Here is a 24,630-nt window from a genome sequence, read left to right on the forward strand (position 1 = left end):
TACAAGCAGGTGGTCCTGCCGGAGCTCCTCCTGGGGCACAGCGGGACCTGGACCTTCCACGACGAGCCGGACGGGTCCTCGACGGCCCACGCCCGCCACACGGTGCTGCTGGCGACGGAGGCCGTCGGCCGAATCCTGGGCGCCGGAACCACTCTGGCCCAGGCCCGCAGCCGGATCCGTGATCTGCTGGGCGCCAACAGCAGGACCACCCTGGAACGGGCCGCCGCGCACGCCTCGCGCGGTGTTCCACCGGGTGCACGGGACGGTTCGTGAAGGGGGTGGCGGCTCGGGCCGCCGCCCCCCTGGTCCAGGAGGTGGCCGACGGGGTCCACGCCCACCTCCAGCTCGACGGGGGCTGGTGCCTGAGCAACTCCGGGGTGATCGTCTTCGACGGCGGTGCCGTGGTCGTCGACACCGCCGCCACCGAACGGCGGGCGAAGGACCTGAGCCGGGCGGTGGACGCACTCGCGCCCGGGCCACGCAGGATCGTCGTCAACACGCACCACCACGGCGACCACGTCTTCGGTAACTCCGTCTTCGGCGACTCCGCCGAGGTGATCGCCCACGAGCGGGCGGTAGCGGAGATCGAGGAGACCGGGTTGGCGCTGACCCGGCTCTGGCCGGACGTCGACTGGGGCGACATCCGTCTGGTGACCCCCACGACGACCTTCACCGACCGCCTCGACCTGCGGCTCGGGGACCGCGTCGCGGAACTGCACTACGTGGGTCCGGCCCACACCACCAACGACGTCGTCGTGTGGCTGCCCGACGAACGGGTCCTCTTCACGGGCGACACCGTACTCAGCGGGTGTACCCCGTTCATCCTGATGGGGTCCGTCAGCGGAACCCTGGAAGCGCTGGAACGGCTGCGCGGCTTCGACGCCCGGGTGCTCGTGTGCGGGCACGGGCCGGTCTGCGGTCCCGAGGCGATCGAGTCGACCATCGAGTACACCCACTGGCTCCGGGAGCTGGCAGAGAAAGGGCGCCGACGGGGGCGCACCCCGTTGGAGACGGCGTTTGAGGCGGCCCCGGGCCCCTACGCCGACCTCATCGACCCGGAACGGATCGTCGGAAACCTGCATCGCGCCTACGCCGAACTCGACGGGGCCGAACCGGGCGCGCCCCTGGACGTGCTCGCCGCCTTCGAGGAGATGGTCGAGTTCAACGGCGGAAGGCTCCCCACCTGCCTGGCCTGACAGCACCGCCCCCGTAGGCTTGGACACCCCCTGCCACCTCGCCCGGGAGACGCTCCATGGCTGTCTCGTCCGCGCCCTCCTCCGTGCCCCCCTCAACCGGGCCGGTCCGCAACTGGGTCGGGAACCTCACCTACGCCAGCCTGCGGATCCACCGGCCCGCCGACCTCGACGGACTCCGAGTCCTGGTGCGGGACAGCCCCGGATCAGGGCCCCGGGCAGCGGGCACTCCTGCAACAGGGTCGCGGACTCCACGTATGACCTGGTCCGGTTGGACGCGCTTCCGCAGGAGGTCCAGGCCGAACCCGTCGCCGCCCGGGTTGTGCGTCTCGGTGATCCCGTCGGTGAACAGCACCAGGCGGCCCCCCGGTAGCCGTCAAATCAACTGAAACGGTGAACCGGTCACGGGTTCTGTAACGCGGTCTTCCGGCGTTTGGCGGGATCGTTGATCCGGACCGTCTCGGGCAGTCGAGGCGGCTGGGGGGCGGCGGGAAAACCGCTCCGGATGAGCCGCTGACACCTGGATCGAGGTGCCCTCTGCTGTCGGACTTGAACGGTCGGGGGTGCCTGGTGGCGTCCGCTGCCGCGGTCGAGCGACGGTCAGACACAGCGAAGGGCATGTGCCGGATCTCTCCGGAACATGCCCTGAACTGGTCATACTGTGTGGGCGATACAGGACTCGAACCTGTGACCCCTACCGTGTCGAGGTAGTGCTCTAGCCGACTGAGCTAATCGCCCTGGGTGAAACTGGGAGGTGGAGACGGGATTTGAACCCGTGTAGACGGCTTTGCAGGCCGCTGCCTCGCCTCTCGGCCACTCCACCGAGTACACGTGGGCGGGGTGAACCGCACCAGCGTCTCCTCCGAGCGGACGACGGGATTCGAACCCGCGACCCTCACCTTGGCAAGGTGATGCTCTACCAGCTGAGCCACGTCCGCGTGCTTTCGGGCCTGACCTCCGATTTTTGTCGAGGCCGTGCCTTGCTGCTGGTTAAGACTTTAGCGGAGATTCGACTGACGGCAAAATCGATGTTGGGCGAGGTTGGGTGCGGCGGTGGCCGGGGTACCGGGGGCACCCGGTAGCGTCCGCGACTACAGGGCCCGGTAGGACGGGGCGCACCTTCCGAGAAGGAGGATCTGACCGTGGCGGAGGAGTGCGGGAGGCACCAGGGGGCGACGTCCTGGTCAAGGGCGCGCGAGCTGGCCCGCGGGCTGGGGGAGCGGCGGGGTTGCGCCGCGGTGGACCTTCCACTGGAACGGGCGCTGGGCGGCCGATCGGCCGAAGACCTGAAGGCGTTGGTGGGGCTGCCCGCGTTCGACGCCTCGGCGATGGACGGGTACGCGGTGGCCGGCCCCGCCCCCTGGAGGCTGACCGGGACCCAACTGGCGGGCACCCCGGTGGCCGGACTGTCGTTGACCGCGGGCGAGGCGGTGGAGATCGCCACGGGCGCGCGGGTCCCCAAGGGCACCGAGTCGGTGCTGCCCTACGAGCAGGCCGAGGTCGTGGACGGGTGGGTGAGCGGGGAAGCGCCGCCCGGTCGGCACGTGCGCTGGAGTGGGGAGGAGACCGCTCCCGGCGAGACCGTGCTGGAGGCGGGTGCCGAGGTCACCCCCGCGGTCCTGGGGCTGGCCGCCTCACTGGGGCATGACACGCTGCCGGTGCGGTTGCCCACCGTGGAGGTGCTGGTCACCGGGGACGAGATCACGGCCGACGGACTGCCGGGCGAGGGGGCGGTGCGTGACGCCATCGGCCCGCTCCTGCCCGGGGTGGTGACCTGGGCGGGTGGCCGACCGGTGCGTATCCGCCACCTGGGTGACGCCCAGGATGATCTGCACGAGGCGCTGATCGGGAGCGAGGCCGACGTGGTGGTGGTGTGCGGATCCTCCTCCAAGGGTCCGGCCGACCACCTGCGCGCGGTTCTGGCCGGGCTCGGAACGAACGTGCTGGTGGACGGGGTGGCCTGTCGGCCGGGACACCCGCAGTTGTTGGCGCACACCGAAGAGACCGTCTTCGTGGGCCTGCCCGGCAACCCGAACGCCGCGCTGGTCGCCTCCCTCACGCTGCTGGTTCCGCTGCTGGCAGGGATGGTCGGCCGGGACGAGGCGACCCTGGGTCTGGGGCGGGCACCGTTGGTCGGCGAGGTCCGGGGACGGAACACGGGTCAGACCCGGCTGGTGGCGGTGCGTGTGGTGGACGGGCGGGCCGAACCGGTGGGCCACGACCGACCGGGGAGTCTGCGAGGGGCCGCGCTGGCCCAGGCCTACGCGGTGGTCCCGCCGGAAGGTCCGGGGACGGACGTGGAACTACTCCGGTTGCCGGGGTCGTAGGTCACCCGCCGGCTCCGTCTTTCCGCGTGGAATCGAGGCCCTCGGTCGCCGGTCGAACGTGCGATGGGCCACAGGGGGCGGCCCCGGGGAGAACACGCTCCCCGGGGCCGCCCCCTGCTCTCACCGAACCGGGGCTCGTTCGCCCTCGTCGGTCGAGGCCGCCACGGTCGTCGACCCGGCCGGCGCCTCCGCGGCACCGGTCCCTTCTTCGGGCCCGGGCTCGGGGGCCACGGCCTGGGCCGGAGCCTCCACCGCGGGGTTGCCCCGCCCGCGCAGCAGGAACCAGGCCTGCACGGCCGCGACCAGCACGATCACCACGGCGATCGTCGAGGTCAGGTGCATACCGTCGGTGAACGCGGCCCGCGCGCCGTCCATCAGGGCCGCGCCCGCGCCGCCGCCCACCTGGTTCGCGGCGGTGGCGGCGCCGCCCAACGTCTCCCGGGCCGCATCGGTGGCCGCGGCCGGAACCCCGTCCACCTCGGCCAGGTTGGTCCGGTAGAACGCGGTCAGCACACTGCCCAGCACGGCCACGCCGAGCGCTCCGCCCATCTCGTAGGCGGTCTCGGAGATCGCCGAGGCGGCGCCGGCCCGCTTGGGCGGGGCCGCGGACATGATGGCGCCGTTGGTCAGGGTCTCGGCGAAACCGGTGCCCAGGGCGATCAACACGAACGCCGTGGCGACCAGCACCACACCACGCGTGACGTCGTCGGCGGGGGTGAACAGCAAGGTGGCGAACCCGCCCGCGGTGACGGTCAGGGACACCCCGAGCACGGTGGCCAGGCTCAGGTGGCGGGCCACCCGGGCTGCGACCAGACCGGCGACGACCGAGGTCACCAGGCCGGGCACCAGCACGATGCCGGCGCGCATGGGCGAGACACCGAGGACCAGCTGTAGGTACTGGGTGAGGAAGAACAACGACCCCACCATCGAGAACACGATCATCAGGTTGGTGACCACGGCGACGCTGAACACCCGTGAGCGGAACAGGTCGATGTCGATGAGCGGATCCGTGAGCCCCCGCTGGCGTCGGACGAACAGGTAGCCCAGGGTCAGGCCGAGTACGAGGGAGATGATCGGCACCACGGTCAGACCCTCGGAGGCCAGCTTCTTGATCCCGTACACGATGGGCAGCATGGCGCCGAGCGACAGCGCCACGCTGACCAGGTCGATCCGGCCGGAGTCGGTGTTGCGCGACTCGCGCACCAGCAACGGCACCAGGATCAGGATGAGCGCCATCACGGGCAGGTTGATCAGGAACACCGAGCCCCAGAAGAAGTGCTCCAGCAACCATCCGCCCAGGATCGGGCCGAGGGCGGCGCCACCGGAGAAACCGGAGGCCCAGATCGCGATGGCGAGCAGGCGCTGGCGCGGGTCCAGGAAGATGTTGCGCAGCAACGACAGGGTCGAGGGCATCAGTGAGGCGCCCGCGATGCCCAGCAGGGCGCGGGCGACGATCAGCGTCTCGGCGTTGGGCGCGAAGGCCGCGAGCAGGGAGGCCACGCCGAAGGCGGCCGATCCCGTCATCAGCAGGCGTCGTCGCCCGATCCGGTCACCGAGCGAACCCATGGTGATCAGCAGGCCGGCCAGGATGAAGCCGTAGATGTCGACGATCCACAGCAGCTGACCGGAGGTGGGGCCGAGCGCCTCGCTCAACGCCGGTACGGCGAACCCCAAGACGGTCATGTCGACCGAGATCAGGAGCACGGGCAGTACCAGGACCGCGAGCGCGGCCCATTCGCGCGGGCCGGCGAGCGCGGGCGGGGCCCCGTCGCCTCCGTGCGCGCGGACAGGGTCGTTTCCGGTCTTGGCGGAGCTCATCATTCCCTCGTTCGTCGGATCGGGATGTCGCGCGACTCGTGCGAGGGCGCGGAGGTGGCCCGCAACGAAGGGTGTCGTCGTGGCCGGGCGGGAAGTCTGGTCGACCGGTCGGGCCGCAGAACGCTGGACCGGGACTCTTCAACCGTCCAGCCGGTACAGTACCGTCCAGCCGGTACAGTGTCAATCGTGAGTACTTCGAACACACGTGACCGCATCCTCGACTCGCTCCAGGACATCCTTGTCAGCGTCGGTTACTCCGCGGTGACCCTGGAGGCCGTGGCGCGCGACGCTCAGGTGTCCAAGGGGGGACTGCTGTACCACTTCCCCTCCAAGGCCGCCCTGATGAACGGGTTGGTCCAACGGCTGGTCGAGCTGGCCGAGGCCGAGTTCAAGGAGGCCCGGGAGGGCGGGGAGGGCGTGGTCCGGGTCTTCCTGCGCATGTCGCTGCCGCAGAGCCCGGAGGAACGAGAGCTGTACTGGGCGCTCATCGCCGCCCTGCGCAGTCACGAGGAGTTGGAGGAGGAGGCGGTCCGGCACGTGCAGTACCTGTTCGCGCACTGGCGCGAGCTGCTGCACGAGGAGCTCACGGACCCCGTCCTCGCCGAGATCATCCTGCGGGCCGGCGACGGCCTGTACATGGCGGCGATCGCCGGGCTGGGCCGACCCGACCCCGAACTCACCCAGAGGATGATCGACCGCCTGGTCGAGGAATCGGACCGGGTCCGTCGTCCCCGCTGACCCCGCGACCCCACCCGACTCGCTCGCCCGGTTCCTGGCGTGGTCCAGCAGGTGCCCGCCCACGTCGAGCCCCCGGTGGTGGTCCCGTCCACCTTCGTCACCTTGTCGGGGTCGCCCGACCAGGGTTCGGTGCCCCACTGGGCGCCGGATCCGCGTTCGGTCAACCAGGCCACCGCCTCGGCGCAGCCGCATGGGCTCTCCCGTACTCGTGGGGGCGGGTGCGACGGGCCCCACCGGTGAGCAGGACACGTCGAGGGCATGATGCCGGCCCCGGTTCCCCTCATGCCGGCCGTTTTCGTGGTCCCCTGTACGGGACCGGAAGGTGACCGTGTGGTGCTGTTCACGTGCCCTGGAACGTGGTTTACTTCCCGGTAACTTCGTTGCCGTGGTCGGGTTTCGTGCCGGTCGCGGGCCTGCTTACCTGGTGAGGTGAAGTGTGCACTACCTCGACGAGTGGGGTGTGCCGGGTCGACCCGGGGGCCGCTCTTCGCGAGACTGTTCCCACCTCGCCGGGGTGTCCACGGGGTGAGAACACGCAGACGGGAAAGTGGGGAGCGGATGCACAGGCTCACCAACCAGGTACGACCGTACGCCTGGGGAGCGAGGGCCGCCATCCCACGGTTGTTGGGCGTCGAACCCGACGGCACGCCCCAAGCGGAGCTGTGGCTGGGAGCCCATCACGGCGCGCCCAGCACCGCGCACTGCCGGGACGGCTCCAGGCCCCTGCCCGAACTGATCACCCAGGACCCCGAACGCGTGCTCGGCCCGGCCACCGCCGAGCGCTTCGGCGCACGCCTGCCCTACCTCCTCAAGTACCTGGCGGCCGAGGCGCCCCTGTCCCTGCAGGTCCATCCCGACGCCGCCCGCGCCCGTTCCGGATACGAGGCCGAGGAGAACGCCGGGATCCCCGTCGACGCCCCGCACCGCAACTACCGGGACCCCCACCACAAGCCCGAGCTGTTGCTCGCCCTGGAACCGTTCGACGCCCTGTGCGGTTTCCGGGAGCCCTCAGCGACCCACACCGACCTGGTGGGCCTCGACTCCGACCTTGCCGTGCGGCTGCGCGAGGACCTGTCGCACCCCGACACCCACGCCGCGCTGCGCGCCGCCCTGACCCGCCTGCTCAGCCTCCCGTGCGCCGACCGTGGTCGGATGATCGACGAGTTCGTCGCCGAGTGGGTCGAACGCGACCGCGTCTGCGCGCACGCCGAGATCGTCGCCGACCTGGCCGCCCGCTATCCGGGCGATCCCGGGGCGATCGCCGCACTGTTGCTGAACCGGCTCACCCTGTGGCCGGGGCAGGCCCTCTTCCTGCCCGCGGGCAACCTGCACGCCTACCTCCAGGGCACCGCGGTGGAGGTGATGGCCAGCTCCGACAACGTGCTCCGCGCCGGTTTGACCGGCAAACACGTCGACGCCCCCGAGCTGCTCGACGTGGTGGACTTCTCCGTCCTGCCCATCCCCTACGCCCGGCCCGACTTCCTCGACGGACGCCGCGAGTTCCGTCCGCCCGCCCCCGAGTTCGCGCTGCACGAGATCGGCCCCGGCCGCGTCACCGCACACCTGCCAGGGGCCGGTCCCACCGTGATCCTGGTCCTGCACGGCGAGGTGGAACTGGTCGCCGAGGTCGGCGAGGGAGTCACCCTGAGCCGGGGGGAGTCGGTGTTCGTGCAGGCCGACAGCGGGCCCATCAAGGTCGAGGGGCAGGGCCACGTGATCGCCACGACCATCGGCGCGCACTGAGCGCAGCGGTGGAGCACCGGGTTCCGGGACGAGGACACCGACAACACCGATAACGTGGGCCCCTGCAGTTCACAGTAGCGAGAGGGGACCCGTTATGGCGCTCGAGCGTCCGGAGATCGACTTCATCGAGGGCACGCCGCCGGCGGACCTGGAGATCACCGACATCCAGGTCGGCGAGGGCGAGCAGGCCGGCCACGGCAGCACCGTCAGCGTTCAGTACGTCGGGGTCGCCCACTCCACCGGCGAGGAGTTCGACGCCAGCTGGAACCGCGGCGAGCCGCTCAACTTCCGTCTGGGTTCCGGCCAGGTCATCTCGGGCTGGGACCAGGGCGTCATGGGCATGCGCGTGGGCGGCCGCCGTCAGCTGGTCATCCCGCCGCACCTGGCCTACGGCGACCGTGGCGCCGGCGGCATCATCAAGCCGGGGGAGACCCTGGTGTTCGTGGTGGACCTGGTCGGCGTCAGCTGACCCGGTTCTCCGTCCCGTGCGGGGCTGACACGGCGAGGGCCCGTGGCGCGTGCAGGCGCGCCGCGGGCCCTCGCCCCTCCCGCTCGTCCTACCCCAGGGTTGCGCCCACCTTCACGTGGCCCTTGAGCAGGTCGCGGGCGATGGTGCGGCGCTGGATCTCGTCGGTGCCCTCGAAGATGCGCAGCAGCCGGACGTCCCGGTAGAAGCGTTCGATGGGCAGCTCGCGGGTGTAACCCATGCCGCCGTGGATCTGCATGACACGGTCGACGATCTCGTTGGCCTTGACCCCGCCGAACAGCTTGGCGATGGACTGCGCGTGCCGGGAGTCGCGCCCCTGGGAGACCTGCCAGGCGGCGTGCAGCACCAGCAGACGCAGCGCCTCGATCTCGGTCTGGGAGTCGGCGATCATCCACTGGATGGCCTGCCGGTCGGCGATCGGAGCGCCGAAGGTCTCGCGGGTCTTGGAGTACTCGATGGCCATGTCGAGCAGTCGTTCGCAGCCGCCCAGGGCGCGGGCCGGCAACAGGTAGCGGCCCTTGCCGATCCACTTCATGGCCAGCGCGAAGCCCTGACCCTCCTCACCGAGGATGTTGGCGTGCGGGACGCGCACGTCCTGGAAGACGAGCGAGGCGGGGCGGCGCTCGCCCATGGTGTCGATGGGCTCGGAGGTCCAGCCCATCTCACGGTCGACGAGGAAGCAGGTCACGCCACCGTTGGCGCCCTTCTCCGGGTCGGTGACGGCGAAGACCATGGTGAAGTCGGCCTCGTTGCCACCGGTGATGAAGGTCTTCTCACCGTTGATGATCCACTCGTCGCCGTCGCGGACGGCCTTGGCGCGGATGGCCTTGGCGTCGGAGCCGGCGCCGGGCTCGGTGATGGCGAAGCAGGACTTGCGTTCGCCGGCGATGGTGGGCAGCAGGTAGCGCCGCTTCTGTTCCTCGTTGGCGTGGTAGAGGATGTTGTCGGCCTCGCCGCCGAACTTGAAGGTCAGGAAGGTCCGACCGAGTTCGATCTCGATGAGGGCCTCGCTGACCGCGTCCAGGCCCATGCCGCCGTACTCCTCGGGCGTGGCCACGCCCCAGAAGTCGGACTTGCGGGCCAGGGCGCGCAGCCGGTCGCGCTCCTCGGCGGTCAGACCGGGAGGGTGGCCCTCGCGTTCGCGCCGCAGAACCTCGTTCTCCAGGGGCATCAGCTCCCGCTCGACGAAGGTCCGCACCCAGCTCTGGATGGCGCGTTGCTCCTCGCTCAGTGAGAAATCGATCACGGCTGCTCTCCAATAACCTAACGCTGTTCGGTTCTTTGAGGGTACGGTGTGTCGTGCCCCCTCGCAAGGGTGTAACCGAACAGTGTTAGGTCGAATCGTCGCCGTCCTACCTCACCGCGCCTCCGTGCGATGATCGGCGGACGCCGAGCCGGACGGGCCGGTGACGGCGCAGTGTAGAAGGAGAGCCTTTCCGTGGCCCGACCCAAGACTCCGCTTCTGAGCAAGCCGGCCATCCGGCAGGCCGCGATCACGCTCATCGATCGGGACGGCCTGGAGAAACTCTCCATGCGCAGGATCGCCCAGGAGCTGGACGTCCAGGCCGCCTCGTTGTACAGCCACTATCGGACCAAGGAGGAGCTGCTCAGCGACGTCGCCAACGAGGTCATGGCGCACGTGGACGTCAGCGAGTTCGAGGGCGGGGACTGGCGCGCCGGGCTGATCGCCTGGGCCCGCTCCTACCGGGCGGCGCTGGCCGAGCACCCGAACCTGCTGCCGGTGATCGCCTCCGGACCCGGGCGCCGGGAGGAGGCGCTGCGCCGCGCCGACGCGGTTCACGGGGGGCTGGTGGGCGCCGGATGGCCGCCGCGCTTCGCCACGATGATCGGCGCCTCCACCAAGTACCTGGTCGTGGGTGCCGCCACCAACTCCTTCGCGCGCGGGTTCGACGACGACGTGCGTGTCTACCAGGACCGTTACCCGAACCTCTCCCAGGCCCACCGGTTGGCCGAGGTCGCCGCGGAGATCGACGAGGACAGCTTCGAGCTGGCGCTGACCGCCTTCCTGGACGGTCTGACCCCGGTCTTCGAGAAGGTCCGTGTCGAGACGGCCGAGAGTGCGAAGGACTGAGCCCTCGGCCATGGGCCCGCGCCTGAGAGTCGATCCAGGCGCACGGTCGGTCCCGGGTCGCCGTCCACGCGACCCGGGACGCACCGGGACCGTTCAGGAACCGGTCGGCTTGATCTCCTCGTTGGTGGCCAACGCGCCGCGTTCCAGCCGGTCGAGCAGACCGCCCCCGGCCGTGGAGAGCGACTGTCGCGCGATCTCCCTGCCGTAGCGGATCCGGGTGAAGGTCTCCGGCAGCCGACTCTCCAGCCTTCGGTGGGCGATCCGTCCCAGCAGCCAGGCGGCCGGTACCCCGTTGAGCAGGGCCACCGGCACCGCGATCCAGGGCATCCCCTGGATGGCCCCCCACGCGAGGACCGCCATGGTCGGCGCTGACAGCAGCGGGATGGTGAGCAGCATGGTCCACACCTGTACCTGGACGTCACCGGTGTCGTTGGCGTCCACACGCTTGTGCGGGTCGACCCCCGGGGTCACGGTCACCACCGACAGCAGGGAAGCCAGCCCGTTGCTCACCCCGATGAACACCGTCAGGCAGGCGAGCACGTAGGGGATCGACCAGTACTCACCGGAGACGACGATGGCGGCGGCGCTCAGCAGGGCCGCCAACGGGCCGATGAGCACGGCGATGGCGATCTGTCGGCCGCGCACGTCGGCGCGGAGGGTGTCGTGGTCCTGGCCGACCACGGTGAGCCACAGGGCGGTTCCGTCGTGCCCGTACATGTTCGACCCGCCCATGCCCATGATGAGCACCGCGAACACCCCGGAGAACAGCATGACCTGGGGGATTTCGGTGAGCAGTCCCAACAGGCCGATGAACAGACCCGCGTACAGGGCCGACCTCAGTTCCAGGCCGCGCCAGGGGTCCCGCCACCAGGAGCGCAGTTCCTTGCCGACCACCGCGCCCAGCGGGGTGTCCGGCAGCCACGACCGCCGGCGCTCCAGGACCCCGGATCCCAGGGGGCGGGACCGTCGGCGCACACCACGCGTGGACACACTCGGCGCCAGCAGGCGCCCGGTGACCAGCACCGTCACCACGGTCAACAGGACGAACGCGCCCAGCCACGTGAAGGCGGCGCTCCACGAACCCGCGGCCGCCGCGTCCACGGCCAGCACCGGCCAGGAGGTGGGCAGCACGGCCAGGACCGTCGCGGCCGTTCCCTCGATGCCCTGCTCGGTGAGGTTCCCCACCGCGACGAACGCCGGCTGCACCGCCACCCAGCCGAAGAACAGCCCGGCGACGATCAGCCCCCACTGGAGTGAGGCGATCTCCATTCCGAGCCGGGAGTGCATCGCCGCGCCCAGCGCCCGGAACACCAGCCGTCCCAGGGAAACCGAGAACACCACCAGCGCCAGCATGCCCAGCAGCCCCAGGAAGAGGGTCGCCGGATCCGAGACGTAGGCGTGCCAGGCCAGGGCGGCGGCGGACACCAGCGTCATCGCCGGGCCGAACCCGACGAACATGGTCACCAAAAGGCCCAGGCCCACCCGGTTCCGGTCCAGCGGCAGGAGCGTGAAGTACTGCGAGCGCAGGACCCCCACGCCGTTGGTGATGGTCGGGCCCAGGAGCCACGAGGCCGTCCACACGGCCATGGCCAGCATGAGCAGGCTCGACCGCACGGCGTCGGAGGCGGCGGCCAGGGTCAGGAACCAGGTGAACGAGGTACCGCCCACGAGCAGGATCACCGTCAGCCACCGGGTGCCGCTCCTGGTGTGCCGGCCCAGGGTGAACTTGAGCCGGATCAGGAGCTCAACCACGCCAGGTCCCCCTCTCCGACCTCGCGCGCGCCGACCAGCCGCACGAAGGTGTCCTCCAAGGTCGCGTCCGCCCCCCGCACCTCGGCGAGTGTGCCGTCGGCCAACACCCGACCGTCGGTGATGATCGACACCCGGTCGGTGAGCTGCTCGACCAGCGCCATGACGTGGCTGGAGATGACGACGGTCCCGCCGCCGTCGGTGAACCGGCGCAGGATGGCGGTCAGCACCCGCGCCGACACCGGGTCCACGGCCTCGTACGGCTCGTCCAGGACCAGGACCTCCGGTGCGTGCAGCAACGCCGTGGCCAGCCCGATCTTCTTGCGCATGCCGGTGGAGTACTCGGCGACCAGAACCCCGTCCCGTTCGGCCCGATCCAGCTCCAGAACCTGGAGCAGCTCCTGGGCTCGGGTACGGGTGAGCTCGCGTTCGAGACCGCGCAGGCGCCCCCAGTAGTCGAGGAGTTCACCGGCGGTGAGGCGTTCCGGTAGGGAGAGGCCGTCGGGCAGCACACCCAGGCGACGCTTGGCGCCGACCGGGTCGGTCCACACGTCCACGCCCAGGACCCGCGCGGTTCCGGAGTCCGGGCGCAACAGCCCCACCGCCATCGACAGCGAGGTGGTCTTGCCCGCACCGTTGGGGCCGACCAACCCGAGCATCGTGCCGCGGGGGACCGCAAGGGACACCCCGTCCGCGGCCCGGGTCTCGTTGAAGGTCTTGGTCAACGATTCCAGCTCCAAGGCCGGTACGTCGCTCGTGGGTGGGTTTGTGCTCTTCATGCCCTCCATGCTGGACGCGGACGCGGGCGGTGCGCATCGGCCGGACGGACATCGACGGCCGGTCGAGTGGACGGACGGGCCCGCCGAACCGCCGGGTCCTCCTGGCCACATGATCGAGGCCCGTGGGCGCAAGACCGTTCTAATCTGGGGTGGACGGCCGCAGCACATCGCGAGGAGGAAAGGCGTGGAACCCGACCGCCGAAGTCGCCGCGACGTGGCGGTGGACTCCCTGCTGACCGTGTTCGCCGTGCTCTACGGCCTGGTGGGTTTTTCCGGCTACGGAGGGGAGCTGCACCCCGTCGACCGGGTTCCGGACTGGGTGCTGTGGCTGGACCTGGCGTTCCTGCCGCTCTGCTGCGCGGGCCTGTGGTGGCGGCGCTCGCACCCCGTCACGGTGGCCCTGTGCGTAACCCTGGTCTCGGCTTTCTCGGTGTCGGCGGTGGGCGCGCTGGTCGTCGCCCTGATCTCGCTCGCCGCCTACCGACCCTTCCCACGGGCCGCGGCGGTCACGCTGTTGGCCATGGTCCTGTCGCTGCCCTGGGTGGTGCTGATCTCGCCGGACCCCGGCGGCGCCGTCGTCATCCTGGTGATGATCGTCGTGATGCTCAGCGCCTGCCTGGCCTGGGGCGCGGCGATCCGGTCCCGAAGAAGCCTGGTCGAACGTCTGCGCGAGGACGTGCGCCGCCAACGACAGATGCACGAGGAACGTCTGACCACGGCCCGGGTGGAGGAACGTCGCCGGATCGCGCGGGAGATGCACGACGTCATCGCCCACCGGATGTCGCTGCTGTCCGTCCACGCCGGGGCGTTGGCCTACCGCACCGAACGGGCCGAGACCGGGGAGGCCGCCCCACTGGAGGCCGCCGAGGTGGGTTCGGCGATGAGGGTCATCCGCGACAACGCCCACCGGGTGCTGGACGAACTCGGTGACATCCTCGACGTGCTGCGCTCGGGCGACCTGGTCGGGGAGGACCCGGGGGAGGAGGACGGCTCCGCCCCGCAGCCGCGTCTGGACGATTTGCAGCGGTTGGTCCGGGAGGCGGTCGAGGCCGGGGAAAGGGTCGAGTTCGACCTCGACCTGCCCGAGAACGCACGCCCCCGCGAACAGGTGCAGCGGACCGCCTACCGGGTCGTGCAGGAGGGACTCACCAACACCCGCAAGCACGCTCCCAGCGCGCGGGTCGCGGTAGAGGTGACCGGAGCTCCCGGGCGAGGACTGGAGGTGGTGGTGTGCAACCCGCTGCCGATGGGTCTGGTGGCACCGGAGCTCCCGGGCACCGGTGCCGGGCTGGCGGGGTTGGCCGAACGGGTCCGCCTGGACGGGGGGCGACTGGAACACGGACCGGGGAACGGGCGGTTCCGCCTGATCGCGACCCTGCCCTGGCCCGCCGAAGGGTCAGGGGAAGGACCCGGCGAGGGCTCGGGGAGCGCTGCGGAGGAGGCCGAGGCCGCGCGGCCCGGTGATGAGACGGAGAACGAACCTCGGAAGGTGACCTAGTGCGAACCGATCCCCCGATCCGCGTCCTGCTCGTGGACGACGACCCCCTGGTCCGTTCCGGACTGCGCATGATGCTGTCCGGAGACGGCGACATCGCGGTGGTGGGCGAGGCCGCGGACGGGGCCGAGGTGCACGGCGCTGTCGCCGAACACCGGCCCGACGTGGTCCTGATGGACGTACGCATGCCGGGCGTGGACGGGATCGCGGCCACCGAGGAGTTGCGTTCGGGCGATGGCACCGGACCTCAGGTGCTCGTCCTCACCACCTTCGACGCCGACGCCACCGTGGTGCGGGCGCTGCGCGCCGGGGCCGCGGGCTACCTGCTCAAGCACACCGAACCGGAACGGATCGTGGAGGCGGTGCGCAGGGCCGCCGCCGGGGAACCGGTGCTCTCACCCAGCGTCGCGCGCGCCCTGATGGACCGGGTGGCCGGGCAGGACCCGGCCGAAGGCGCCCGGGCGCCCCGTCGCAGGGAACGGGCCCGGACACGCCTGGAGTTGCTCAGCACCCGGGAACGGGAGGTCGCCGAGGCGGTGACGGCGGGGCTGTCCAACGCCGAGATCGCCGATCGTCTGTACATGTCGATGGGAACGGTCAAGGCGCACGTGTCCAGTGCCCTGACCAAGCTGGACCTGAGCGGACGGATCCAGCTGGCGCTGCTCACCCACGACGCCCAGAACCCGGACTGAGCCGGAGCGCTCACCCCGTGCCGACACGTGTCGACGTGACTTCGCGTGGGGCGCGCGGTCGGGGAGACACCCTCGGACGTAGCATCGCCTTCGACGAGACGTTCGACCGAGGAGGTAGTGCCCGTGGCCGAGAACCGTGTGGTCTGGGGGAAGAAGGTCCCGCAGGTCTACAAGAAGCTCGATGAGGTCGACCGGATCCTGGCCGAGCACCTCGACACCACCGTGCTCGAACTGATCAAACTGCGTTCCTCGGTGCTCAACGGCTGCGCCTACTGCGTGGACCTGCACACCCGACAGGCACTCAAGGAGGGCGAGTCGCAACAGCGCCTCTTCCTGGTGCCCACCTGGTACGAGGCGGGTGACATCTTCACCCCGCGTGAGCGGGCCGCCCTCGCCCTCACCGACGAGATGACCCGGATGGGCGAGCACGGGGTGTCCGACGCCACCTACGACGAGGCGGCCGGGTACTTCGACGAGACCGAGCTCGCCGCCCTGATGTCCGCGATCGCGATGATCAACCTCTACAACCGACTGGCCGTGACCGGTCGGTTGCCCATCAAGAAGCGCTGACCTGCACCGAGTGTCCGTGGCCGGTTCGAGCGGCCGCGGACACGAGGACGCCGCGCCCTTCGGGCCGCCCCCGGGCCGGTGTGGGGAAGTTCAGAGTTCCTCGCCGGGGACCCGGCAGTGCCCGGCCCCGTACTCCAGGGCGGACAGGGTCATCTCCACCACCCGGGCGCGGTGTTCGGCGAGCCGGTCGACGTCGACGAAGGTGCGCAGCGCGCCCGGGACCAGGGTGGCCAGGGCGCCCTCCACCAGGGGGTCGGTCAGTCGGGTGCGCAGCGCGGCCACGGTGCCGGGCCATCGGGCCTCCAGGATCGCGCCGTCGGCCACCGCGGTGTGCCAGACCGAGGTCAGGTAGGGCTCCGGAACCACCCCGGACAGGCCACCGTGATGTGCCTTCAACGCCGTGGCCAGGTCCTCTTCGGACACACCCCAACCGGTCAGCACCGCGGCCAGTGGTCGGTGCGCCTGGGGGACGTCGTGGTCCAGATCGACCAACACCGGTGTGCCGAGGTTCCAGCGCAGGAACGGCAGGGCCCTGGGTGGTTCCAGGATGCCGCCGTGGTGGCGCACCGGTCCGGGGGCGAAACAGACCGACCTCCGCGGCCCCTGTCCGTCGTTGCCGACCAGGCTCGGACGGTCCTGGTGTTCCACCGGGTTGGGCACCGCCACCAACGGGGTGAGGCCGCGCTCGCGCATGAAGCGCAGTACCGCACGATCTCCCGGCACCCCGGAGAGTTCGGTGTCCTCCAGGAAACGGGCCAGTTCCATGGAGATCTCCCGTGGCAGGGCCAGCGCCACGATGGGCGCGTACGGGTTGACCACCGGGACCGCGCCGACCCCGGTGAACACCGCCCAGCGGGCCAGGACGGCGGTGCGCGAGCCCCACTCGACGAACAGGGACACCGGTGACCCGGGGTGGTCGGCCAGGATGGTTTCCAGGGTGGCGGCGAACCCGTGGGCGAGACGGACGTCGTCCTGCAGCACCAGGTGGTGATCGGTGTGGTGCAGCGCGGCGGCCCCGAACGCCACGCGCGCGCTGCGCAGGGCGGTGGGCGGCCCGTCCGGTTCCGGGTCGGACGCCACCCCGGTCCGTGGCAGGCCGGTCCGCTCCGCGATCAGGGCGGCCTGTTCGGCACGGTCGGGGTGGGTCATCACCGCGGCGGACACGGAGGGCGGGGGCGCCGAGACACCGTTTCGGGGGGAGGCCATGCCCTGATTCTAGGTCTTCCGGGCCCCTCCGGAAGGGCGTCCACAGGGCGGTCATCGTCGTCCACGACGCGGCCGGTGGGAGGTCGATGCCGAAGGACACCGCATCACGCCGTCCTCGTGCCGTCCGGACACAGAACCGCCCCGTTCCGGAACAGGCGGAACGGGGCGGAAACCGGGTGCGGTCAGCCCGAGGACCGGTGACGTGGGCTGTTCTGTTCCGGAGAGGGGGTGGGCCGCGGTGTGGTGGCGGGTTTCTCTTGAGCCGCCCGGTATCCGGCCCGGTAGACGGCCCTGGCACCGCTCTCCCGGGTGGCGGACGGCCATCCGGCGGTGAGGCCGAAGACGATCAGGATGTCGATGGCGATCACGATCGCCGACCACAGCGGCATGGCGATGAGGAAGACCAGCTGGGCGAGCGCGTTCACCGAGGCCAGGAAGGTGCCGAGGACCCGCGCCCAGGTGCGCCCGGTCAGCACCGCCGCGCCGGCGACGACCATCAGCACGCCCCAGACACCGAACAGCAGGCCCCAGCCCTCGTACTCCAGCACCAACAGCCGTGACTCGGGGGCCAGGAAGAAGTCGGGAGTGAGGAAAGCGGTGAGCCCCTGGATGACGTTGACGGCACCGATGACCATGAGCAGGGTGCAGACGAAGTATCGCCAACCGTTGGCTGCGCGCATGTGGTGCTCCTTACCGGTCGTCCGACGAGCCGTGGACGGGCCCGGTGGGGACGAGACCTCGGGTGTACAAGGGGCGAGCGGCTGCCTGGACCGCCCCTTCATCATGGGATACGCGGCGTCACGGGGACGGAACCGGTTGCTCTGGATCGGGCAAAGCCCGGCGGGTTCCTCCGGGGCGATAATTCGTTCTTACGTAATCCCGTAGCCTTCGGTAGGCTGGGCACGTGAGCGAGAGATCCACCGAGCAACGCCTCGCCGACCTGGAGGCCCGGGTCGCCGAACTGGAACAGCCTCCCGAGAACGCCACCGGGCCGCGGGACGATTCCCCGGTGGTCGAGACCCTCCGAGTGCTGGAGACCCTCAAGGAACACGGACCCCGGGGCGGATCGGTGTTCTACGCGGGTCACCTCGAAACCGAGGACGGCCCCGTCGAATGGCGGTACGGCCTCGGCGTCGACGAACTCGCCGAGCTCGACTGGGCATCCCTCGCGTCCGACCTGGACGCCTTGGGCAACCCCGTCCGGCTCAACATCCTGCGGGCCGTGTGGTCGGGGATCTCCACCGTCGCCGAACTCAAGGAACAGGAGGGGTTCGGCACCACCGGCCAGATCTACCACCACGTCAACCAACTGGCCTCGGCCGGTTGGCTCACCACCCGCCGCCGTGGCCACTACGTCGTTCCCGGCGATCGACTGGTGCCGCTCCTGGTGATCCTCGTCGCCGCCAAGGGCGTCCTCTGAACCCGACGCCGCCCTCCGATCCCACGGCTCCCGCCTGCCGGTGGCGGCGGTGACGGCCCGTCGCGGCGCCACCGGCACCGGTCCCGGAGAGACCCGGCGACCGGAGAGGGTCGTCGCCGACCGACCTCTCGTTCTTCGAGAAGACCGGGGGAGAGAAACCTTCCCGTGCCCTCTTTTCTGGAATGCCAGGAAAGGGGGATTTCTATCCTTTTCATGGATTGAATCCGGTCTGGAATGACACCGTACGCGCAGGTCGTCGGGTGGTGTTGGGAGAAACTCCACGCGCCATCCCCACGTGGTCTACCGTGAAATCGAACCGACCCGGAGAATTCCCTTTCCGGGTCGTAGGGATGTGTCCCGTGCCCTCTTTCGGGTGAGGGTCACGACTCCTCCACCCCGGACCCACGCCGCGAGGAACCCATTCATGGCCGCACACCTGTCCGACCGGAAACGCACTCACCCGCGCCCCGGCCAACAGGCTCTCGTCGCACTCCTGATCGCCGCCGCGATCACCGCACCGACCTGGTCGTGGGCGGTGATCGAGAGCCCGGTGGAGATTCGGACCACCGTCGGGCTCGCCGGAGGCCTCGTCGCGGTCCTACTGTGCGCCGCGGTGGCCACGGCCGCCCATCAGGCGGCCGTCGCGCGCAACACCCGTGCCCACGCCACCCGGATCGGTGCCGGCGCGCGCACGCTGGAGGAGGAGACCGCCTGGGTCGTGGACGTGCTCCTGCCCTCGCTCGCCCACGCGGTCCGCGAGGACCGCTCGCCCCAGGACGTGCTGTCCGAACACCCCCGGCCCTCCCATCCCGCCGTCGATCGGCTCGCGCACGCCGTCACCGCTCGGATCGCCTCGGCCGAGACCAGGTCGGCCCAGGAACGTAGGGCCCGCGCCGAGATCGAGGAACAGATCTCCACGTTGGCCGACGTCGGCATCCCGCTCATGCGGCTACGCATCGAGGAGGACCTGCCCACCGCGGAAGAGGCCCTCCAACAGGAACTCCCCGCGGTCCACCCGCCCGTCGCCCACCTGCGCGGACGCATCCTCCAACGGATGTTGGCCGGTGACCGGCGTGCCGAGCGGGCGATGATCACGACCTCCGAGTGCGGGGCGCGCATCCAGGCGCACCTGACCACCCTGCTCGCTCAGCTGCGAGAGTTGCAGGAGCGCTACGGGGACCGCGGCGACATCTTCGCGGACCTGCTGGAGGTCGACCACAACGTCTCCCGCACCGGCCGCCTGGCCGACCGGGTGGTCACCCTCGCCAAGGGCCGATCCGGGCGCCGCTGGACCCGTCCCATCGTCATGGAGAGCATCCTGCGCGGAGCCATGGGCCGTATCACCGCCTACCGCCGGGTCCGCCTGCACTACACCAGCAGCATCGCCGTGGTCGGCTACGCGGCCGAGGGCGTGATGCAGGCGCTGGCCGAGCTCATGGACAACGCCGCGAACTTCTCCGCTCTGGGCACCGAGGTGCACGTCTACGCGGAGGAAGGCGACAACGGCGTCACCATCACCGTGGAGGACAGCGGTATGGGCCTGCGCCACCGTGAGAGGGCGCTGGCCGAGAGCCTGCTCACCGAACCCCGCGACCTGTCCACCGTCCCCTCGGGGCGCGTGGGGCTGGCCGTCGTCGGACGTCTGGCCGATCGGTACGGGTTGCGGGTGAGCCTGCGACCCTCCGCCCGAGGCGGTATCGGCGTCGTCGTCCTCATCCCGCCGAACCTGCTGACCGAGTCGCGGCGCCCTCGACCCCGACCGCGCCTGAGCCAGACCGGGCCCTCACTGCCCGCTCCCGCCCGGCCCGCTCCGGCCCGGACACCACAGACCCGGTCGGTTCCGCCCCACGCCGCGGCCGGCCCCCAGCCCGGCACGGAACCGCCCCCCGTCCGATCCGCGCCCGAGGATCCCCGCCCGCCCCTGCCCCGACGGGACGGCTCCCGCGGCTCCCAGGTCCCGGCAGGGGAGCCACCCGGCCACGAGGACAAGGACGCCCCGAACGCCGGAAAGACCGAAGAGCAGCACTTCGAACTGCCCCAACGGCACCGCGGACGCACCCTGGCCGAAGCGGTCCGGGAGAACCCCGAACAGCTCTACCCCGGCCGGACCCGGGGAGAGAACCTCTCACGTGGCGGCCTGCCCACCCGCTTCTCCGCCTTCCGGGACGCCGGAACCGACGACGAACACCACCCCGATGGCGGCGCCTGACCACGGCTCCCACCGCACACCACCGGCAGACAAGCGACCGAACAGGAACGGAGGGAGGGGCACCGGGACGCACGTCGTCCAGGGAGCCGCCCCGACAACCCGATGACCACGACCGACTCCAGTCTCGACTGGATGCTGGAGAACCTGCGCAGCGGGACCACCGGCGTCCACCACGTCCTGGTGCTCTCCCGGGACGGACTCAAGATGTGCCATACCCGAGAACTCGACGTGGACCGGGCCGACCAACTCGCCGCGATCTCCGCGGGCATCCAGAGTCTGTCCCTGAGCGCCTCCGCCGAGTTCGGTGACGCCACCGGAGCCGGGCAGGCCATGCTCGAGTACGGCGGCGGACTCCTGCTGATCGTCGGGGCCGGTGAGGGCGCCCACCTGGCCGTGGTCACCGGAACCGAGGCCGACGTCGGCGTGGTCGCCCGCCGGATGAACGAACTCGTCGACCGGATCGGCCACCACGTCGCCGTGCCTCCCCGACGCAGGCCCTACGAGACGGACCTGAAACGATGAGCCCCGAACCCACCGGGCAGGAGTCGCCGGACCGGCTGTACACGGTCACCGGCGGCCGTGGCGGAACCGACGAGTCCTCCCTCGACTCCGTCGCGCTCATCGTCGCCGAGTCCGAACCCTCCCTCGACATGCAGTCCGAACACGCCGACATCCTGCGGCTGTGCCTGCGTCCGATCGCGGTGGTGGAGCTGTCCGCCGAGCTCGGGCTCCCCGTCAGTGTCGTCCGGATCCTCCTGGTCGACCTGCTCGACACGGGGGCGGTGACCGTCCGGCACCACGTGCCCTCCACTCCCTTGGAAGGGCCACGGCACGACCCCGACACGCTGAAGCAGGTGCTCCTTGCCCTCCAACGCCTCTGAGCAGATCACACCCGCACCGGAGCGGACCCCCTTGGCCGCCACGATCGGCAACGCCCTCAAGATCGTGATCGTCGGAGGTTTCGGCGTGGGCAAGACGACCATGGTCGGAGCGGTCAGTGAGATGCGCCCGCTGAGCACCGAGGAGGTCATGACGCAGGCCGGCGCCGAGATCGACGACCTGCGCGGGGTCCGCGACAAACGCACCACGACCGCCGCCTTCGACTTCGGCCGTATCACCGTGGACGCCACCCGCGTCCTCTACCTGTTCGGCGCGCCCGGCCAGAAGCGCTTCTGGTTCCTGTGGGAGCAGTTGTTCACCGGCAGCCTCGGAGCGGTCGTCCTCGTCGACACCGAGCGGGTGGAGGACTCCTGGTACGCGATCGACCGGCTCGAACACCACGGCACGCCGTTCATCGTCGCGGTCAACCGTTTCGGCCCCGGACCGAACCTGGAACGGGTGCGCGACGCCCTGGACCTGTCCAACGACGTGCCCCTGCTGGAATGCGACGCCCGCCGCCGCGAGTCCAGCCGCGACGTCCTCATCACCCTCGTCCACCACCTGGCCTCGATGGAGCGGGCCCGCTCCGCCCTGAAGGAGACGCCGTGAACGACAGCGCGGGGACCCGGACCAACGTCACCACCACGACGGGTTCCGTGCCCTATTCACCCGACCACGTCCACGCCATGCGCTTCTACGGGCCCGACATCGCCCGTGACCCGGTCTCGCTCTACGAGGAGATGCGGCGTCGCTTCGGCCCCGTGGCTCCCATCCTGCTGGACGGGGACGTGCCCGCGTGGTTCGTGCTGGGCTACCGGGAACTGCACCATGTGACCGGCCATCCCGAGTGGTTCGCCCGCGACTGTCGTCGCTGGAACCAGTGGGACCGCATCGGCGAGGACTGGCCGTTGTTGCCCTACGTGATGTGGACCCCCTCGGTGATGTTCGCCGAGGGTGCCGACCACCGGCGCCGGGCGGGGGCCATCGGTGACGCGTTGGACGCCGTGGACAGGGCCGACCTGCACGCCGTGTGCAACCAGGTCGCCGACGGGCTCATCGACCGCTTCGCAGGGGACGGCGAGGCCGACCTGGTCAGCCAGTACGCCCACCAGATTCCGGCGGGGGTGATCGCCCGTCTGTACGGCCTCCCCGCGCAGGAGGTCCCGGACATGGTCCGGGACAACCTGACCTCCCTGGACGTCACCGCGGACGCCGCCGGAGCCCACCAGCGGCTCCAGGAACGGATGCGGCGGATCGTCGCCCAACGGCGCGTACATCCGCGCAAGGACGTCCCGTCCCGGTTGCTGACCCACCCGGCGGGGCTCACCGACGAGGAGGTCCTCATGGACCTGCTCGTGATCATGTCGGCCGCGCAGGCGCCCACCGGAAACTGGATCGGCAACACGCTGCGGCTGATGCTCCTGGACGACGACTTCTCCCTGACCCTGCAGGGCGGGCGCAGCAGCGCCGACGAGGCGCTCAACGAGGTGCTGTGGAAGAACACCCCCACGCAGAACTTCATCGGCCGTTGGGCGGTGCAGGCCTGTGACCTGGGTGGACGCCGGATCCAGCAGGGTGATCTGCTGGTGATGGGGATGGCCGCGGCCAACGCCGACCCCCGGCTCAACACCGGGGACCTGAGCATCCACGCCTCCAACCGGGCGCAGATGTCGTTCGGGCACGGCGAACACGGCTGTCCGTTCCCCGCGCCCAGGGTCGCGGAGGTCATCGCCCGCACCGCGGTGGAGACACTCCTGGACCGGCTGCCGGACGTGCGCATGGCGGTACCGCCCGAACAGTTGCGCTGGCGGCCCTCGGTGTGGATGCGCGGCCTGTTCGACCTGCCGGCCCGGTTCAGTCCCATCATCGGCTCCGGCCGCTGATCCCGCCGGCCCGGGACGGGGAGCCTCCCCGCCCCGGGCCCGCGCTCAGCCGCCCTGACGTGGTGAGGGCACCCCCGCCGGGGTGAACTCCAACGGCAGCTCCCGCAGTCCGCGGGTGAACAACCCCTCTTCCGTCGGCTCGGCGCCCGGGGCCAGGCGAACGTCGGGCATGGCGTCCAGCAGGTCGTTCACCCCGACCCGCACCTCGGCCTCGGCCAACAGCGCCCCGACACAGAAGTGTCGGCCCAGGGCGAAGGACAGGTGTTCGGCCGCCGCCGAGAAGGACGTGGTGCCGGCGAGTTCGGCGCGGAACACGTCGAAGGTGTCGGGGTCGGCGAACCGATCCGGGTCGCGGTTGGCCGCGCCGATCAGGCAGGTGACCGTGGACCCGGCGGGCACGGTGTGGCCGCCGATCTCCACGTCCTCGGCGGGCTGACGCATGATCATCTGCACCGGCGGGGTGTAGCGCAGGGACTCGGCGAAGGCCCTTGGGATCAACGACCGGTCCTCACGTACCGCCGCGAGCTGTTCGGGGTGGTCCAGCAGGTTCGCGAACAGGCTCGCCAGGGCCTTGTCGGTGGTCTCGCCACCGGCGGCCAGCAGCAGACTGCAGAACGCCTTGATCTCCTCGTCGGTCATCCGGGTACCGTCCACCTCGGCCTGGCACAGCCGCGACAGCAGGTCGTCTCCGGGTTCCTCACGCCTGCGTTGGATGATCGGGATGAGATGGTCGGCGAGTTCGTCGTGGGTGCGCAGCCCCGCCGCGGTCACCTCCGGGTCCTGACTCAGGTTGCCGAGGAAGGCGATGATCGCGGTGTACCAGTCGTGGAAGCGGTCGTGGTCGTCCGGGTCCAGACCGAGCATGTCCACGATGACGTTGATCGGGAATCGGGTCGCGTACTCCGAGACCAGGTCCACCCGGCCGCGGTGGCGGAACCGGTCGATCAGGGACCGACTGTTGTGCTCGATCACCGGGAGGAAGCGTTCGCGCAGGTCCTTGCCGCGGAAGGCGGGGGCGACCAGGGCTCGACGCACGGCGTGTTCGCGGCCGTCCAGTTGCAAGATGGTGCGCCCGTGCACGGGTTCCAACTGCCAGGCGTAGTTCTCGGTGGAGAAGACTTCGTTCTTGAACGCCCGTCGCACGTCCTCGTACCGGGAGACGACGTAGCTTCCGGTGGCCTCGTGCCACAGCAACGGGGCGTCCTCGCGCATCATCCGATAGGCCGCGTAGGGGTCGGCGGCGAACTCGGGGGAGAGCAGGTCCGGGACCTTGCGGGTTGTGGTCACAACGATCACGCTCCTGGGGGTGGGCCGAGCGACCACAGTAGGTAGGAGTATGGCGGCGGGCCA

General features: G+C 70.5%; 22 protein-coding genes, 3 tRNA genes and 1 pseudogene. 16 read left to right on the plus strand and 10 right to left on the minus strand.

The window, feature by feature from the left end; all coding sequences use genetic code 11:
* Both K8V84_RS20950 and K8V84_RS20955 read left to right on the plus strand, forming a co-directional pair.
* Positions 1–273 (plus strand): annotated as a pseudogene (locus K8V84_RS20950) (cyclase); the annotation flags it as partial.
* Entirely contained in the window at positions 270–1,196 is a 927-nt protein-coding gene (locus K8V84_RS20955) for an MBL fold metallo-hydrolase (RefSeq protein ID WP_304077655.1), read from the plus strand. The pseudogene K8V84_RS20950 and the gene K8V84_RS20955, both read left to right, overlap by 4 nt.
* A gap of 661 nt (positions 1,197–1,857) precedes the next feature.
* Here the strand turns inward: K8V84_RS20955 and K8V84_RS20960 are convergent.
* The 3 genes from K8V84_RS20960 to K8V84_RS20970 all read right to left on the minus strand — a co-directional run bounded on the left by K8V84_RS20960 (position 1,858) and on the right by K8V84_RS20970 (position 2,131).
* Positions 1,858–1,931: transfer RNA gene (locus K8V84_RS20960), tRNA-Val, on the minus strand.
* A gap of 14 nt (positions 1,932–1,945) precedes the next feature.
* A tRNA-Cys gene (locus K8V84_RS20965) sits at positions 1,946–2,016 on the minus strand.
* A 42-nt stretch (positions 2,017–2,058) separates the two neighbouring features.
* Positions 2,059–2,131: transfer RNA gene (locus K8V84_RS20970), tRNA-Gly, on the minus strand.
* Positions 2,132–2,335: 204 nt separating this feature from the next.
* On the opposite strand from K8V84_RS20970, the gene K8V84_RS20975 reads away from it, so the two are divergent.
* Complete coding sequence (locus K8V84_RS20975) at positions 2,336–3,520, plus strand: molybdopterin molybdotransferase MoeA (protein WP_304077657.1); 1,185 nt, start codon at positions 2,336–2,338, stop codon at positions 3,518–3,520.
* A 120-nt stretch (positions 3,521–3,640) separates the two neighbouring features.
* Here the strand turns inward: K8V84_RS20975 and K8V84_RS20980 are convergent, their stop codons facing one another.
* A complete protein-coding gene (locus K8V84_RS20980) occupies positions 3,641–5,338 on the minus strand; it encodes an MFS transporter (RefSeq protein ID WP_304077659.1) in 1,698 nt (565 codons plus the stop codon).
* A gap of 186 nt (positions 5,339–5,524) precedes the next feature.
* Here K8V84_RS20980 and K8V84_RS20985 point away from each other — a divergent pair, with 186 nt between their 5' ends.
* From K8V84_RS20985 to K8V84_RS20995, 3 genes are all read left to right on the plus strand, one after another.
* Positions 5,525–6,076, plus strand: a complete 552-nt coding sequence (locus K8V84_RS20985; RefSeq protein WP_304077663.1) for a TetR/AcrR family transcriptional regulator — start codon at positions 5,525–5,527, stop codon at positions 6,074–6,076.
* Positions 6,077–6,634: 558 nt separating this feature from the next.
* A complete protein-coding gene (gene manA, locus K8V84_RS20990; RefSeq protein ID WP_304077665.1) occupies positions 6,635–7,819 on the plus strand; it encodes a mannose-6-phosphate isomerase, class I in 1,185 nt (394 codons plus the stop codon).
* A 94-nt stretch (positions 7,820–7,913) separates the two neighbouring features.
* Positions 7,914–8,288 (plus strand): FKBP-type peptidyl-prolyl cis-trans isomerase, encoded by a 375-nt coding sequence (locus tag K8V84_RS20995; RefSeq protein WP_304077668.1) that lies wholly within the window; start codon positions 7,914–7,916, stop codon positions 8,286–8,288.
* An 88-nt stretch (positions 8,289–8,376) separates the two neighbouring features.
* Here K8V84_RS20995 and K8V84_RS21000 read toward each other — a convergent pair whose 3' ends face one another.
* Positions 8,377–9,552, minus strand: a complete 1,176-nt coding sequence (locus K8V84_RS21000) for an acyl-CoA dehydrogenase family protein (protein ID WP_304077671.1) — start codon at positions 9,550–9,552, stop codon at positions 8,377–8,379.
* A gap of 192 nt (positions 9,553–9,744) precedes the next feature.
* Here K8V84_RS21000 and K8V84_RS21005 point away from each other — a divergent pair, with 192 nt between their 5' ends.
* Positions 9,745–10,398: a TetR/AcrR family transcriptional regulator gene (locus tag K8V84_RS21005; protein ID WP_304077673.1), complete on the plus strand. Its 654-nt coding sequence runs from the start codon at positions 9,745–9,747 to the stop codon at positions 10,396–10,398.
* A 93-nt stretch (positions 10,399–10,491) separates the two neighbouring features.
* Here K8V84_RS21005 and K8V84_RS21010 read toward each other — a convergent pair whose 3' ends face one another.
* Together K8V84_RS21010 and K8V84_RS21015 are read right to left on the minus strand one after the other, a co-directional pair.
* Positions 10,492–12,150: a hypothetical protein gene (locus tag K8V84_RS21010; RefSeq protein WP_304077675.1), complete on the minus strand. Its 1,659-nt coding sequence runs from the start codon at positions 12,148–12,150 to the stop codon at positions 10,492–10,494.
* Positions 12,135–12,926: an ABC transporter ATP-binding protein gene (locus K8V84_RS21015; RefSeq protein WP_304077677.1), complete on the minus strand. Its 792-nt coding sequence runs from the start codon at positions 12,924–12,926 to the stop codon at positions 12,135–12,137. The genes K8V84_RS21010 and K8V84_RS21015 overlap by 16 nt, the downstream gene beginning before the upstream one ends.
* A 184-nt stretch (positions 12,927–13,110) precedes the next feature.
* On the opposite strand from K8V84_RS21015, the gene K8V84_RS21020 reads away from it, so the two are divergent.
* From K8V84_RS21020 to K8V84_RS21030, 3 genes are all read left to right on the plus strand, one after another.
* A complete protein-coding gene (locus K8V84_RS21020) occupies positions 13,111–14,424 on the plus strand; it encodes a sensor histidine kinase (RefSeq protein WP_304077680.1) in 1,314 nt (437 codons plus the stop codon).
* Complete coding sequence (locus tag K8V84_RS21025) at positions 14,424–15,113, plus strand: response regulator transcription factor (RefSeq protein WP_304077683.1); 690 nt, start codon at positions 14,424–14,426, stop codon at positions 15,111–15,113. Before K8V84_RS21020 ends, K8V84_RS21025 begins: the two co-directional genes overlap by 1 nt.
* Positions 15,114–15,236: 123 nt before the next feature.
* Positions 15,237–15,683, plus strand: a complete 447-nt coding sequence (locus tag K8V84_RS21030; protein ID WP_304077686.1) for a carboxymuconolactone decarboxylase family protein — start codon at positions 15,237–15,239, stop codon at positions 15,681–15,683.
* A gap of 90 nt (positions 15,684–15,773) precedes the next feature.
* Here K8V84_RS21030 and K8V84_RS21035 read toward each other — a convergent pair whose 3' ends face one another.
* Both K8V84_RS21035 and K8V84_RS21040 read right to left on the minus strand, forming a co-directional pair.
* Positions 15,774–16,889, minus strand: a complete 1,116-nt coding sequence (locus K8V84_RS21035) for a hypothetical protein (protein WP_304077688.1) — start codon at positions 16,887–16,889, stop codon at positions 15,774–15,776.
* A 182-nt stretch (positions 16,890–17,071) separates the two neighbouring features.
* On the minus strand, positions 17,072–17,569 hold the full coding sequence (locus K8V84_RS21040; RefSeq protein WP_304077689.1) for a hypothetical protein: 498 nt from the start codon (positions 17,567–17,569) through the stop codon (positions 17,072–17,074).
* Positions 17,570–17,793: 224 nt separating this feature from the next.
* Between K8V84_RS21040 and K8V84_RS21045 the strand changes: the two genes are divergently transcribed.
* The 6 genes from K8V84_RS21045 (at position 17,794) to K8V84_RS21070 (ending at position 23,280) form a co-directional block, all read left to right on the plus strand.
* Entirely contained in the window at positions 17,794–18,309 is a 516-nt protein-coding gene (locus K8V84_RS21045; protein ID WP_304077692.1) for a helix-turn-helix transcriptional regulator, read from the plus strand.
* Positions 18,310–18,733: 424 nt separating this feature from the next.
* Positions 18,734–20,518: an ATP-binding protein gene (locus K8V84_RS21050; protein ID WP_304077695.1), complete on the plus strand. Its 1,785-nt coding sequence runs from the start codon at positions 18,734–18,736 to the stop codon at positions 20,516–20,518.
* A 102-nt stretch (positions 20,519–20,620) separates the two neighbouring features.
* Positions 20,621–21,040 carry a roadblock/LC7 domain-containing protein gene (locus tag K8V84_RS21055; RefSeq protein WP_304077698.1) on the plus strand — a complete coding sequence of 140 codons (420 nt, stop codon included), beginning with the start codon at positions 20,621–20,623 and terminating at the stop codon, positions 21,038–21,040.
* Positions 21,037–21,399, plus strand: coding sequence for a DUF742 domain-containing protein (locus K8V84_RS21060; protein WP_304077701.1), 363 nt, complete (start codon positions 21,037–21,039; stop codon positions 21,397–21,399). Before K8V84_RS21055 ends, K8V84_RS21060 begins: the two co-directional genes overlap by 4 nt.
* Positions 21,380–22,006 (plus strand): ATP/GTP-binding protein, encoded by a 627-nt coding sequence (locus tag K8V84_RS21065; protein ID WP_304077704.1) that lies wholly within the window; start codon positions 21,380–21,382, stop codon positions 22,004–22,006. The genes K8V84_RS21060 and K8V84_RS21065 overlap by 20 nt, the downstream gene beginning before the upstream one ends.
* A complete protein-coding gene (locus K8V84_RS21070; RefSeq protein WP_304077706.1) occupies positions 22,003–23,280 on the plus strand; it encodes a cytochrome P450 in 1,278 nt (425 codons plus the stop codon). Before K8V84_RS21065 ends, K8V84_RS21070 begins: the two co-directional genes overlap by 4 nt.
* Positions 23,281–23,325: 45 nt before the next feature.
* Here the strand turns inward: K8V84_RS21070 and K8V84_RS21075 are convergent, their stop codons facing one another.
* Entirely contained in the window at positions 23,326–24,567 is a 1,242-nt protein-coding gene (locus tag K8V84_RS21075) for a cytochrome P450 (protein WP_304077709.1), read from the minus strand.
* Positions 24,568–24,630: the final 63 nt, after the last annotated feature.

Origin of the sequence: Nocardiopsis listeri, from assembly GCF_020741345.1 — a bacterium.
Taxonomy (GTDB): domain Bacteria; phylum Actinomycetota; class Actinomycetes; order Streptosporangiales; family Streptosporangiaceae; genus Nocardiopsis; species Nocardiopsis listeri_A.

Excerpts from the sequence above, each read along its gene's own strand:
- K8V84_RS20980 (WP_304077659.1), bottom strand. The coding sequence starts at position 5,338 with ATGAGCTCCGCCAAGACCGGAAACGACCCTGTCCGCGCGCACGGAGGC.
- manA (WP_304077665.1), top strand. The coding sequence starts at position 6,635 with ATGCACAGGCTCACCAACCAGGTACGACCGTACGCCTGGGGAGCGAGG.
- K8V84_RS20995 (WP_304077668.1), top strand. The coding sequence starts at position 7,914 with ATGGCGCTCGAGCGTCCGGAGATCGACTTCATCGAGGGCACGCCGCCG.
- K8V84_RS21015 (WP_304077677.1), bottom strand. The coding sequence starts at position 12,926 with ATGAAGAGCACAAACCCACCCACGAGCGACGTACCGGCCTTGGAGCTG.
- K8V84_RS21035 (WP_304077688.1), bottom strand. The coding sequence starts at position 16,889 with ATGGCCTCCCCCCGAAACGGTGTCTCGGCGCCCCCGCCCTCCGTGTCC.
- K8V84_RS21040 (WP_304077689.1), bottom strand. The coding sequence starts at position 17,569 with ATGCGCGCAGCCAACGGTTGGCGATACTTCGTCTGCACCCTGCTCATG.
- K8V84_RS21050 (WP_304077695.1), top strand. The coding sequence starts at position 18,734 with ATGGCCGCACACCTGTCCGACCGGAAACGCACTCACCCGCGCCCCGGC.
- K8V84_RS21055 (WP_304077698.1), top strand. The coding sequence starts at position 20,621 with ATGACCACGACCGACTCCAGTCTCGACTGGATGCTGGAGAACCTGCGC.
- K8V84_RS21060 (WP_304077701.1), top strand. The coding sequence starts at position 21,037 with ATGAGCCCCGAACCCACCGGGCAGGAGTCGCCGGACCGGCTGTACACG.